This window comes from Frankia torreyi, assembly GCF_000948395.1.
Lineage (GTDB): Bacteria > Actinomycetota > Actinomycetes > Frankiales > Frankiaceae > Frankia > Frankia torreyi.
Window position 1 is genome coordinate 1 of record NZ_JYFN01000106.1, and the last position, 11,990, is coordinate 11,990.

An 11,990-nucleotide genomic window follows, 5' to 3' on the forward strand; every position below is an offset into this window, starting at 1 on the left:
GCCCAGGCCGCCGCCCAGTCGGCGACCCGGACCATCGCGGTCGGGCAGGTCAACCGGTTGGCGATGAGGACCTCGATGACCTGGCCGTGGGTCAGCCGGGCGTCCTCGCGGACCGGGCAGAGTCGGTCGACGACGCTGGCCACCCCAAGCCGGCGCAGGAAGTCCCGCACGACCGGCAGCGCGCCGAGCATCTTCNCCNCGCTNGGAGGTCNATANCCCGCCACGACCGTCACAGGCGGGAACCGTGCCAGGCCCACCACTCCACCCCNCGGCAAACCCGACACGGAACAACCAAAAGATCACGGAACTGTCACATCGCACGAACGTGCGAAGGACAGGGATATCGGGCATCAACACGGGTAACCGTCCGAGGAAACGACCATGACCGCCCGGGGTGCCGGCCGGATCGGCGCTCGCCTGCTGTGGACGGGTGCCCTGCGGATGGCGCCCGGGACGCCCGGTCGGCACAACGCAGGTCATGGATGGTCAGCGGCCGCATCTGGCACGGTGCCCGCGCCATGGCCCCGTCGAGCTGGACCGGAACCTCGGGGGACGACCGTCGAGCACCGTTCGCCGCGCGGACCCGTGCCCCTGTGGACAGCGACGAACCGTCGGCCACGGTGACCATAGATGGTCACCGTGTGCGGCACGGTGCTCCTCATCGAGGAGGGTGGCGGACGGGCCGAGCGTTATCCACAGGCGACACGGAAGGCGGGCGGCGGTGACCGCAGAGGAACGTCCCCAGCGGCCGTGAAGGCCGGCACCTCTCCTGTGGAGAACCCGGAAAACTCCTGGTCAGGGAGCTGATCGTGGCTGCGCTCGCGGACCTGGCCGTGGGCACCGAGCAGTCCGGACGGGCGCCCTCCCCGCGCACCGGTGGTCGAGGGCGCTGCTCATGGGCGACCATCCTGACTCCAGGCATCCACCGCCTCACGGGTGGAATGCACGGGGCCCCTCGTGGACTCCGGCAGCGCCTGTGGACAGCGCATGCTCTGGGCGGCGATCAGCGCCGATGGTCACCGTTCCCTCTGTGGATGGCCCACCGAGCGGCATTGACGTCGGCGTGCTTGCGCGACGCCTGGGCGTGTCGAGCTGTGGACAGCACGATGCCCGCCCGTGGGTGCCAGTCGGTGGCGACGCTGTCCCCCAAGGGAGACGGCTGTGGACAACGCGGCACGGGCCGGCACGGTGACCACCGTCCCCCGCGATCCACCGTGCCTCGGCCGTGGGGGGAGCACCCGACAGACCGACGGGCCTCGCGGACGGACGACGCTCAGTCGACGCCGCGCTCGCGAACGGGGCGCGAACCGTGCCCAGCGGACAGGGGTTCGGCGAGCGGGGCCCAGCGGAGAGGGCCTCGGCGAGCGGGGGTTCGGCGAGCGGGGGTTCGGCGGAGAGGGGGTTCGGCGAGCGGGGCTCAGCGGAGAGGGGGTTCGGCGAGCGGGGCTCAGTCGGAAGGGCCGGAGCGCGTCACGGTGACCGGCTGGACGGCCGCGACGCAGAAGTCGACGAGACGGCCGTGGAAGGCGGGATCGTCGATGGGCTGGCGGGCGCCGCCGAAGGCGTGCCGGGCCAGCAGGGCGCCCAGGAAGGCCCCCGCGGCGAGGTCGGTGTCGAGGTCGGCACGGGCCTCGCCCCGGGAGATGGCGTCGTGCAGGGCGTCCTCGATGGCGGCCGCGCAGCGGTCGACCGACTCGCGCCGGAACGCCGCGTACATCGCGGGGAAGCGGCGCAGTTCGGCCATGCACCGGGCGAGGATCGACAGCCGGGGCTCGGTGAACACCGCGTCGACGTAGGGCGCGAGGTGCAGCAGGTCCGTGCGCAGCGACCCGGTGCGCGGGGGCACGAGCCCGGCCGCCAAGGTCCCGAGCGCGTGCAGGACGAGATCGTCGCGGGCCGGCCAGCGCACGTAGATGCCACGCTTGGCGACGCCGGCGCGGGCCGCGACCCGGTTCACGCTGAACCCGCCGACGCCGTGCTCGGCCAGTTCGTCCACGGCGGCGGAGAGCACGCGGGTGTCGATCGTCGCGTCACGGGGGCGTCCCCGCCGCGGCCGGTCGAGCTGCTCCGTCTCCTCCTGCACCATCCGCTCAGGCTAAGCGGGAAACGTGGGTGTGGACCGCGAATATTTAGGGCACCAGCGTGGTTGCGTAAATCTGACAGGCTCCACGGAGCTCCGACAGCCCGCGCCGCGATCGGAAGGTATCCGTCCGGCGACGCACAGCATCACACGGAGGCGACATGGCGACCACGATCTACTCGGCGACCTCGACCGCATGGGGCGGCCGCGAGGGACGGGTGGCATCCAGCGACAACCGGGTGGACCTCCAGCTCTCCATCCCGAAGGGAGTGGGCGGGGACGACGGTCCGGGCACGAACCCGGAGCAGCTCTTCGCCACCGGCTACGCGGCGTGCTTCCACAGCGCGCTCAAGGCCGTCGCCCGGGGCAAGAAGGTCGACGTCACCGACTCGGCGGTGTCGGTGACCATCGAGCTGCTCCGGGACGACGAGGGCGCCATCGGCCTGGGCGCGAGGATCGAGGCGCAGATCCCGGGGCTCGAGCGGGCCACCGCCCAGGAACTGCTCGAGGCGGCGCACGCGATGTGCCCGTACTCCCGCGCCACAAAGGGCAACATCCCCTCCGAGGTCGTCCTGGTGGACAACGACTGACCGAACCGTCCGGGAGTCCACAGCCGAGCCGACGGGTAGTCCACAGCCGACCCGCGGTCCGTCGGGTCCACGCGTCCCTGCGACGCGTGGACCGGCGGATCCGCAGGTCGACGCGCACCTGTGGCCGGCCGGTCCGCGACCGGCCGGCCACTGGCGTCGCAGGCGAACACCGTGAAGATCGGACCTCAATGTCCTAATGTGCGAAAGAAGCGGCGCCACCCTCGACGTCGAGGGACCAGGACTGGCCCGAAACGGACGGAGGGCGCACAGTTGCGGATTGCGTTGTTGTCGTACCGGAGCCTGCCCACCTGCGGTGGCCAGGGCGTGTACGTCCGACATCTGTCCCGCGAACTGGTCGCCCTGGGGCACCACGTGCAGGTGCTGAGCGGGCCGCCGTATCCCGACCTCGACGACGGGGTCGATCTCACCGAGCTGCCCAGCCTGGACCTCTACCGCGACTCGGACCCGTTCCGCTGGCCGGGCCTGGCGGAGCTGCGCGCGCTGCCCGACGTCGTCGAGTTCGGGATGATGCGGACCGGGCAGTTCTCCGAACCGCTGTCGTTCAGCCTGCGCGCCTACCAGGCGCTGCGGCCCCGGGCGGCCGGTGGACGGCCGCCGTTCGACATCGTCCATGACAACCAGGGGCTCGGCTACGGGCTGCTGGCGCTGCGGGCGGCGCTGCGTCCCTACCGGATCCCGGTGGTGAGCACCGTGCACCACCCGATCACCGTCGACCGCCGGCTGAGTCTGGCCGCGGCGTCGAGCTTCACCGCCCGGGTGGGGCTGCGGCGGTGGTACTCCTTCCTGCCGATGCAGGCCCGGGTGGCGCAGCGGCTGGACGGCATCGTCATCCCCTCCGAGAGTTCGCGGCGCGAGATCATCGCCGACATGGACCTGCCGTCGGAGGTCATGCACACGGTGCCCCTCGGGGTCGACGCCGACGTCTTCACCCCCGCGCCCGCCGGCACGATCCCCGTCCCCGGCCGCATCGTGGTCGTGACCAGCGCGGACGTGCCGCTCAAGGGCCTGGGAGTGCTGCTGGAGGCGCTGGCCAAGCTGCGCTCCGAGCGCGCCGCGCACCTGGTCTGCATCGGCAAGGTCCGCGAGGGCGGGCAGGCCCAGCGCCGGGTGACCGAACTGGGCCTGGGCGATGCGGTGACGTTCCGTTCCAACGTGCCGGAGCAGGAGCTGATCGGGCTGCTGCGCTCCGCCGAGGTCGCGGTCGTCCCCTCCCTCTACGAGGGGTTCAGCCTGCCCGCGGTGGAGGAGATGGCCTGCGGCATTCCGCTGATCGCGACGACCGCCGGGGCGCTGCCCGAGGTCGCCGGCGCCGACGGCGAGGCGGCCCTGTTGGTCCCCCCGGGAGATCCGGACGCGCTGGCCGGGGCCATCCGCACGCTGCTCGACGACCCGGCGCGTCGCGCCCGGATGGGGGCGGCCGGGCGGCGCCGGGTGGAGGAGCGGTTCTCCTGGCGGGCGGCGAGCGCCGCGACCGCGGCCTGGTACGCCGAGCGGATCGCGGCGGTGGGCGGGACGCCGAGCTCGCCCTACCCGGGCTCGTCCTGGTCGTGGGCGCCGCCGACACCCGCCTCCTGGCCGGCCCCGGCCGGGCTGGCCTCCACCGTCCCGCCCGCCCCGGCGTCGGCGCCGGGCGCTGCGAACTCGTCGGCGTCGCCGACGCTCGCCGGCTGAGCCGCGCCGCATGCTCACCGTCGACTTCGATCGTTTTCCCGTGCCCGCCGGCTGCCGGCTGCTCGACCTGGGCTGCGGAGCCGGGCGCCATTCCTTCGAGGCGTTCCGGCGCGGCGCCGACGTCGTCGCGCTGGACTACTCCCTCGGCGAGGTCAGCGGCGTGAACGCGATGCTCGCCGCGATGGCCCTGGAGGGGCAGGCGCCGGCCACGGCGCGGGCGGCCGGGGTGCGCGGCGACGCGCTCGCCCTGCCGTTCGCGGACGCCACCTTCGACCGGGTCATCATCGCCGAGGTCCTCGAGCACCTGCCCGCCGACACGGCGGCGATGGCGGAGATCGCCCGCGTGCTGCGGCCCGGCGGCTGGGTGGCGGTCACCGTCCCGAACCGCCTGCCCGAGCAGGTGTGCTGGAGCCTGTCGACGGCCTACCACACCGTCGAGGGCGGTCACATCCGCATCTACCGGCAGTCCGAGCTGCGCGAGCGGCTGACCGCCGTCGGGTTGGAGCCGATCGGCACCCACTTCGCCCACGCCCTGCACGCACCGTACTGGTGGCTGCGGTGTCTCGTCGGTGTCCATGACGACGACCATCCGGCGACGCGGCTTTACCACCGGCTGCTGGTGTGGGACATGATGCGCCGTCCCCAGGTGACGCGGCTCGCCGAACGGATCCTCAATCCGGTCATCGGCAAGAGCATCGTCCTGTACCTACGAAAACCGGAGGTAGCGCGTGCGGTCGGTTGAGTCTGCACCGGTGTTGACCCCCGAGGCGCTCACCGCGACCGCGACCGCGATCGCCGCCGCCCAGGAACCGGACGGCGCCATCCCCTGGTATCCCGGCGGCCACACCGACCCCTGGGACCATCTCGAATGCGCCATGGCGCTCGACCTCGGCGGCCTCGTCGACGCGGCCGACGCCGCCTGGGCCTGGCTGCGCCGCAACCAGCGGGCCGACGGCTCCTGGGCAACCAGCCACGTGGCCGGGGCGGTCAGGGAGGACTTCGCCGACAGCAACCAGTGCGCCTACGTGGCGACGGCCGCCTGGCACCGCTGGCTGCTCACCGGGGACCGCGCCTTCGCCGCCGGGATCTGGCCGGTCGTCCGCCGGGCGCTCGACTTCGTCGTGGACATGCAGGCCCCCAGCGGCCAGATCTGGTGGGCGCGGGGGTCGGACGGCGTCGACTATCCCGAGTCGCTGCTCACCGGCTGCTCCAGCACCCTGCACAGCCTGCGGTGCGGGATGGCGCTCGCCGCGCTCGTCGGCGAGGTGCCGCCGGCCTGGGAGCGGGCGACCGGCGCGCTGCATCACGCGCTGGTCGCGCATCCCGAGTACTTCGCGCCGCGGGACCGCTGGTCGATGGACTGGTACTACCCGGTGATCGGCGGGGCGCTGCGCCGCTCCGCCGGCCGGGCCCGGCTCGCCGCTCGCTGGGACGACTTCGTCGTCGACGGCCTGGGGATCCGCTGCGTGGCCGACGAGCCCTGGGTGACCGGCGCGGAGACCTGCGAACTCGCGATCGCCCTGCACCTGGTCGGCGAGACGGACGCCGCGGCCAAGCTGGTCGCGGACATGCAGCATCTGCGGCACGACGACGGCGGCTACTGGACGGGCTGGCAGTTCGCCAACCGCACGTTCTGGCCGGTCGAACAGTCGACGTGGACCGCCGCGGCGGTGATCCTCGCGGCGGACACGCTGGCCGGCGGGGTCACCGAGACGCTGTTCCGCGGGGACGACCTGCCGGTCGGGCTGCACCCACCGCTCGACGGCCGGGCCGACACCGACGCGGGCCGCTCCCGCAGGGAGCCGCGCCCGCCCGACCAGCGTCCGGCGCCCGACGGCGACCCGCTGGCAGCACCGGACTCCGCACCACCGGCGTGCGGCTGCCGGTCATTCGACGCGGCGTAGCACCCGCAGCGACCCGGTCTGCGACTGCTCGCGGAAGCCCTCGTCGAGCGCGCGCAGCAGGACGTGGTACGGCGCCTGGCCGCCATCGGCGGGGNCGGGGAACACGTCATGGATGGCCAACAGGCCGCCGGGGGCCACGTGGCGCCCCCACGCGGAGTAGTCGGCCTGGGCCTGCTCCTCGGTGTGCCCGCCGTCGAGGAAGAGCAGCGCGACCGGGGTCGACCACCACCGCCCCACCTGTTCGGACCGCCCGACGATCGCCGTCACCACGTCCTCGACCTGGGCCTGTTCCAGCGTCCGACGCAGGAACGGCAGCGTGTCGAGGCGGCCCGTGCGCGGATCGACCAGGGTCGTGTCGTGGTACTCCCAGCCGGCCTGGTTCTCCTCCGAACCGCGGTGATGGTCAACGGTGACCACCGTGGCGCCCGCTGCCCGGGCCGCCGCGGCCAGGTAGAGGGTGGACTTGCCGCAGTACGTGCCGACCTCGCAGATCAGTCCACCGGCCGGGATGGTCGTGGCCGCCGTGTACAGCGCCAGCCCCTCCTGCGGGGGCATGAAGCCCGTCGCCCCCTCGGCCACCTGCCGCAATGCCGCGTCCACCGCCGGCTCCCTTCCCTGGGTCGTCGTGCCGCCGTCCCGTTTCCCGCCGGCTGGCGGGTACCGCCCGATCCGGCCGGTACCGAACTTAGTGCCCCGGGTTCGCCGACCGGCCGTCATCCGGCGCCGGTTCGCCGGCGGCTACCTGCCGAGGGTCTCGGCCACCTCGGTGCGGCGGGCGAAGACCTCCTCGGCCCGCTCCGCCATCTCCTTCAGCGCCTTCTTGCGTCCCCGGCTGGACAGCCGGTCGAGGTAGAGACCGCCGTACAGATGATCGGTCTCGTGCTGCAGGCACCGGGCGAAGTAGCCGGTGCCCTCCAGCCGCACGGGAGCACCGGTGGAGTCCTGGCCGTGGACGGCGGCGCGTTCGAGCCGGGCGACCTCCATGTAGGCGCCCGGCACGGACAGGCAGCCCTCCTCGCCCTTGACCAGCCGGCGCTCGGCGGGATCGGACTCCTCCAGCTCCGGATTGACGAGGTGCCCCACGTGCCGGACACCGTCCTCGTCCGTGCAGTCGTAGACGAACAGGGCGGCGTCGACGTCCATCTGGTTCGCGGCGAGCCCGACCCCCTCGGCGCCGTACATCGTGGCGAACATGTCGTCGATGAGGGCGGCGAGTTCCGGGGTGCCGAACTCGGTGATCTTCCGGCAGGGTCGGTGGAGGATGGGCTCCCCGACGACCGTGATGCGCCGGATGGTGCCCCGCGCCACCTCGGGCGGGACCTCGGGATAGGCGTCGACCGGCTCTCCCAGGACCCGGACCCGCAGATCCCGTTTCTCGTTCGTCTCATCCGATCGCGCGGTACGCGAGGCCATGGCGGGCTTCTCCTTCCATCCGACCGTCGGCGCGCCCGCACGGACGGCGGCGCAGTGCCGGCCGGGCCCCACCCGCCACCCGCCGTCCGCCATGCCGAACCGGGCCGCCGCCGATCCTCGACATGCTGTGCCTACGAGCTTGGCAGAACGCTCCCGCCGTCCGTGCGACGGATCGACGCTCCCCAGCCGAATATTTCACCGTCGGGCCGGTGGAGCGGTTCACGCGACGACGCCCGGCATGTCGGTCGCTGGCCGCGGACCGTCAGCGGGAGGGACGGCGGCCGGCCCGACGGCTGCGGCCGAGTTGCTCCCACCAGGCGGCGAACTCCTCCTCCGCGCGGCGCTGCCGCTCCTCCCGGCACGGACGGCACTGGGTGTCCTCGGCGGGACGCTGCCCACAGGTGACGCACATCGGCCCGGAGGCGCCGCCCATCTCGTGGTGGGCCTCCTCGACGGTTCGCCGGCAGAAGCAGCTCACCGAGCCGGACGTACAGGTCACCCATGGGGATAAATGTCCAGAGCCGTGGTGATACGACCACTCGTGGCCACATAATGAACACGGCTGCACGGGGGCATTCGAACATACAGACCGCCCCGAGCGCATTGGCCCGTGCGTGCCAATCCCCGGTTATCCACAGGCTGGCGCGGTGACCGGAAGCAGGAAGAAGGCGAGCCTGTCGCGGGGTACCGGCCCACCGCGGGAGCCGGTACCCCGGACGGACTCAGGCGGCGAGAAGCCCGGCGAGGCGGGTCACGGCGGGCCGCGACTGCAGGTGCAGGCGTTCGAGGTCGAGACCCTCGTCGCCCAGGACGACGAGCAGCCTGGTCTCCCCGATCGCGTAGACGATGATGTGCCCGCCCTGACAACGGGTGATCACCTCGCGCAGCGGCCCCATCCCGGCCTCCTGGCTGGTGGAGCGGCCGAGGCCGAGGGCGGCGGCGGCCATGGCCGCGAGCACCTCGGGTCGGACACCGTCGGCGTCGGCGGCGACCAGCAGGCCGTCGGCGGAGGCGACGGCGCTGCTGGTGACGCCCGGAACCTGCTCCCGCAGGGTGTGGAGCTCGGCGAGTACCCCACCGGTGATCGTGCTTGTGCTCATCGATGCCTCATTTCTCTCGCCACGGAAGTCCGCGCGGACCGACAGGGCTCACCACTCGGCGTCTGCCGGGGCCGTCAGAGGTCGAGGTTGCGGGCGATGGCGCGCAGGCTGTGCCGGGCGAGCGCGAGGTTCGCCCGGGGCCGGTCCAGGGCCAGGTAGAAGAACAGCGGGCTGCCACCGCGATGGAGCAGCCGGATCAGGTGGTACTGCTGATCGAGGGTGATGAGGATGTCCTCGATCCCCTCCTTGATCCCCAAGGCGTCGAGGGTGCGGGCCTTGGCGCGCACGACGTCGGTGTTGCCGGCCGAGGCCGCCTCGAGATCGAGTGTCCGGCCGCCACCGGCGGAACCGAGCATCATTCCGCTCTCGTAATCGACGAGCGAAACACCGATCGCACCGTCGATTGTCATTGCTTCCTTGAGCGCGGTCTCGATGTCCATGAGGTACCCTTCAACCCGTTGACAGCATGACGAAGTTACGTCGGCAGGCCTTTTGGTATTCGTGTGCACGTCGGCGGGCATATCGTGTAGACGAGGCGACCGTACCCGTGCGCGAACGGATTGTCACATCGAGGACCCCACGATGCCGGATGAGATAAAGAACACGCGGAGTCCCGTTTCTTCTACCGACGGCCCACCCCACAAGGAGGAGAGGGGTACACAGCCGGCGGAAGAAATGCCGGCCGGCGTCGACATCCTGCTGGCTGCACTCCGGCGGCAGGCCCGGGAGGAATTCTCGGGTGCGGTTGTGGTGCTGGGCGAGGCGAGCGGGAAGGTTGTCCTTCGGGAGGGTCTGCTCACGACCGCCACCACCTCGGCGGCGCCCGGGCTCGAATCGCTGCTGCTGCGGTCCGGGCGCATCTCCGACGAGGAGTGGACCGAGGTGTTCGCCGCGGCCGCGCCGAGCGGCCGGCTGCCGACGGCGCTGGTCGAACGCCGGCTGCTGGGCAGCGCGGGCGTACAGGTGGTGACCCGGATGGCCACGATGGACGCCCTGTTCGCCCTGGCCCTGACCCGGATCGCGAGTGTGGCCACGGAGCCCGCCGGCCCCGGTTTCCTACCCCCGGTGCTGCCCGTGGAGCCGGGAATCGAGGTCGAGCGGGCCATCCGGGAGACGCGCCGACGGCTGGCGAGCGCCTCCCGTTGGCGCGCCGACCTGAGCCTGGAGCCCCAGGCCCGCCCTCGGTTGGCGACGGCATCGGCACGACACCGGACGACGGGCGGGGCGCAGGCCGACCTGCTGGCCCGGATCGACGGCCGCCGGACCTGCCGGGACATCGCGTTCACCGTGGGCCGCGGCCTGTTCCCGGTGATGACGGACCTGGCGTCGCTCGCGGGGGATGGCCGGATCGTTTTTCCACCCCCGCAGGGGCGATCCCCGGTCAGGTCCGACGCTGAGCGCGGCGGCGCGTCCGGCCTGCCTGACTATGGCGACCGGGTGCACCGGGCGCGCGAGAAAATCCCGCACCTCGCGGGTGAAGACGATTCTGGAGAAGGCNGGNAAATGGTGGANANCNCCCCCCTNCCCCGCCGTTCTCCTCCCCACCGCGACGGCGTCCGCCCGCCCGACCACAGTCTTCCTGTCCGCCGCCGGACACGCTGACTGACTACCGCGTCGGCTTCGATCGACGCCGGTCGCACCGGCCCATCAATACATTCCCGAGCATGGTCCCACGGGGCGGTCTGGCTGGTGCCGCTGCCCCTGTTTGTACACGCTGCCGAGTTGTCAGCTGGTAAACGTCTGGCCAGAAACGCAGGGTGGAAGCATCGCCTTCGCCGTTCGCCTGCGGAACCGCGGGCTCCCACGGCGCCCGACACGCTCGTAGCCGGTACCGAATCATCGGAAGCGTATCGGCGCCACTCATCCCACTTCAAGCAGGGTGTCAAACATACGACTATAGCCTGTTGTCCGCGCGGGGAGTTCGGCACATCTATACCGTTCACACCGGCAGCCTCGACGAGAGCAGGAGCACTCATGACGACCAACGGTCCCTACGGCGACGAGTACAACCAGGGCGCGGGACCGGCCTACGGCCAGGGGCCGGCCGCCTACGGGCAGGGACCGGCCTATGGCCAGGCGCCCGGCTATCCCCCGTATCCCCAGGCACCCGGCTATGGGGCAGGACAACCCCAGGGTGCGGCACTTCCCGGACTGGGCGTCCGGTTCGGCGCCCGTATTCTGGACAACCTGATCCTCACCGTCGTCAACATCACGACTTTCTTCATCCTCGGTTACGGGCTCGGATGGACAGCCCTCACCGCCGTCGTGACCTATGCCTACTTCGTCGGCTTCGACGTCGCTCTCGGCACGACGCCGGGCAAGAAGGCGCTCGGTCTGCGGGTCGTCGGGCCGAGCGGCGGGCGGCCCGGGCCCAACAACGCCGCGGTCCGTGAGCTGTTTCTACTGTTCAACATCATTCCGATCCTCGGGCCATTCCTGCTCCTGGCGGCCAACGTCGTCATCGCCGTCACGATCAACGCGGACCCGCGGGATCAGGGCATCCACGACCGCCTCGCCGGCGGCACCCAGGTACTGCGCGGATAAGCGAGCATGCCGGTCGGGCAGCGGCGAATCGACTGGCGCCTCGCCGAGCCGACCCGGCATCTGCGGCCGAAACGGGTGGGAAGCGCCGCTGTGGTCCCACCCGTTCCAGGCGACGACGCTCCGCGGACCTGCTCGCGCCCGCCCCGCGACCGACGGAGTGGCGGGAAAGAGGGTAATGCCTGCTGGCCAAGGGTGGAGCTCCGAGGGTGGACCTTGAACCCCGATCTTGACCGCTACCTGCGGGAACGCCGCAAGCCCTCCAGCCGGACGGGNATGATGTAGCCGAACGATCGCCGAGCGTATAGAGGGGCTCCCCGGGGAAACCGGGGAGCCCCTCTTCGTGCTCGCGATCTCGAAGCGACCCGAGCCGATGCCGAAAGGGAAGGGCGCTAACTTTTGCAAGCAGTCTGCTAGCACTCGTCTCAGGTGATGAGTTGCGATCCTTCGTCGGGTTCGTCGGTGATCTCGGGTCGGCCGGGTCGGCCGATGTGCCGTCGGTGTTCCCGCGCGGCGAGTCGTCGGGGCGCCCATGCCTCGCCGATCGCGATATGCATCCGGTCGATCATGGCCGCGCCACCGAGCCGGTATGCCTCGGCTTCCCCGTCACTGACCGGGCCGGTTGTCGTGCGTTCAAGCTGCGGTGCGAGAGCGAGGACAGCGTAGAGGG

The 11,990-nt window shown here is 71.8% G+C and carries 13 protein-coding genes and 2 pseudogenes; 7 read left to right on the forward strand and 8 right to left on the reverse strand.

The genetic code is table 11. From position 1 onward, the window contains the following. Together FF36_RS41345 and FF36_RS30405 are read right to left on the reverse strand one after the other, a co-directional pair. On the reverse strand, positions 1-191 hold a 191-nt coding region (locus FF36_RS41345; protein WP_044888667.1), incomplete at its 3' end, for a DUF4277 domain-containing protein. A 1,256-nt stretch (positions 192-1,447) separates the two neighbouring features. After that, on the reverse strand, positions 1,448-2,086 hold the full coding sequence (locus FF36_RS30405; protein WP_044888657.1) for a TetR/AcrR family transcriptional regulator: 639 nt from the start codon (positions 2,084-2,086) through the stop codon (positions 1,448-1,450). Positions 2,087-2,241: 155 nt separating this feature from the next. On the opposite strand from FF36_RS30405, the gene FF36_RS30410 reads away from it, so the two are divergent. The 4 genes from FF36_RS30410 to FF36_RS30425 all read left to right on the forward strand — a co-directional run bounded on the left by FF36_RS30410 (position 2,242) and on the right by FF36_RS30425 (position 6,266). Beyond that, positions 2,242-2,670 carry an organic hydroperoxide resistance protein gene (locus tag FF36_RS30410; protein WP_044888658.1) on the forward strand — a complete coding sequence of 143 codons (429 nt, stop codon included), beginning with the start codon at positions 2,242-2,244 and terminating at the stop codon, positions 2,668-2,670. A 270-nt stretch (positions 2,671-2,940) separates the two neighbouring features. Then, the gene (locus FF36_RS30415) at positions 2,941-4,362 is read left to right on the forward strand and encodes a glycosyltransferase family 4 protein (RefSeq protein ID WP_052681649.1); all 1,422 of its coding nucleotides are present in this window, start codon (positions 2,941-2,943) and stop codon (positions 4,360-4,362) included. 10 nt (positions 4,363-4,372) lie between these two features. Next, the gene (locus tag FF36_RS30420; RefSeq protein ID WP_044888659.1) at positions 4,373-5,104 is read left to right on the forward strand and encodes a class I SAM-dependent methyltransferase; all 732 of its coding nucleotides are present in this window, start codon (positions 4,373-4,375) and stop codon (positions 5,102-5,104) included. Beyond that, the gene (locus tag FF36_RS30425; RefSeq protein WP_044888660.1) at positions 5,091-6,266 is read left to right on the forward strand and encodes a hypothetical protein; all 1,176 of its coding nucleotides are present in this window, start codon (positions 5,091-5,093) and stop codon (positions 6,264-6,266) included. The genes FF36_RS30420 and FF36_RS30425 overlap by 14 nt, the downstream gene beginning before the upstream one ends. On the opposite strand, the pseudogene FF36_RS40505 reads toward FF36_RS30425, so the two are convergent. From FF36_RS40505 to FF36_RS30450, 6 genes and pseudogenes are all read right to left on the reverse strand, one after another. Next, positions 6,249-6,360, reverse strand: a pseudogene (locus FF36_RS40505) (class I SAM-dependent methyltransferase); the annotation flags it as partial. The gene FF36_RS30425 and the pseudogene FF36_RS40505 overlap by 18 nt on opposite strands. Before the next feature lies 1 nt (position 6,361). Beyond that, a pseudogene (locus tag FF36_RS30430) lies at positions 6,362-6,866 on the reverse strand (class I SAM-dependent methyltransferase); the annotation flags it as partial. A gap of 138 nt (positions 6,867-7,004) precedes the next feature. Further along, complete coding sequence (gene def / locus FF36_RS30435; RefSeq protein WP_044888669.1) at positions 7,005-7,679, reverse strand: peptide deformylase; 675 nt, start codon at positions 7,677-7,679, stop codon at positions 7,005-7,007. Positions 7,680-7,941: 262 nt separating this feature from the next. Then, on the reverse strand, positions 7,942-8,178 hold the full coding sequence (locus FF36_RS30440) for a hypothetical protein (RefSeq protein ID WP_044888662.1): 237 nt from the start codon (positions 8,176-8,178) through the stop codon (positions 7,942-7,944). A 223-nt stretch (positions 8,179-8,401) separates the two neighbouring features. Next, positions 8,402-8,779: a roadblock/LC7 domain-containing protein gene (locus tag FF36_RS30445; protein WP_044888663.1), complete on the reverse strand. Its 378-nt coding sequence runs from the start codon at positions 8,777-8,779 to the stop codon at positions 8,402-8,404. Positions 8,780-8,853: 74 nt separating this feature from the next. After that, the gene (locus FF36_RS30450) at positions 8,854-9,219 is read right to left on the reverse strand and encodes a hypothetical protein (RefSeq protein ID WP_044888664.1); all 366 of its coding nucleotides are present in this window, start codon (positions 9,217-9,219) and stop codon (positions 8,854-8,856) included. A gap of 235 nt (positions 9,220-9,454) precedes the next feature. Here FF36_RS30450 and FF36_RS30455 point away from each other — a divergent pair. The 3 genes from FF36_RS30455 to FF36_RS36565 all read left to right on the forward strand — a co-directional run. Further along, a partial coding sequence (locus FF36_RS30455) for a hypothetical protein (RefSeq protein WP_242422996.1) occupies positions 9,455-10,279 on the forward strand: 825 nt, incomplete at its 3' end. A 474-nt stretch (positions 10,280-10,753) separates the two neighbouring features. Beyond that, positions 10,754-11,323, forward strand: a complete 570-nt coding sequence (locus FF36_RS30460; RefSeq protein WP_044888666.1) for an RDD family protein — start codon at positions 10,754-10,756, stop codon at positions 11,321-11,323. Between the two features lie 434 nt (positions 11,324-11,757). Further along, positions 11,758-11,990: hypothetical protein (locus FF36_RS36565; RefSeq protein ID WP_206778498.1), on the forward strand; the 233-nt coding region annotated here is incomplete at its 3' end.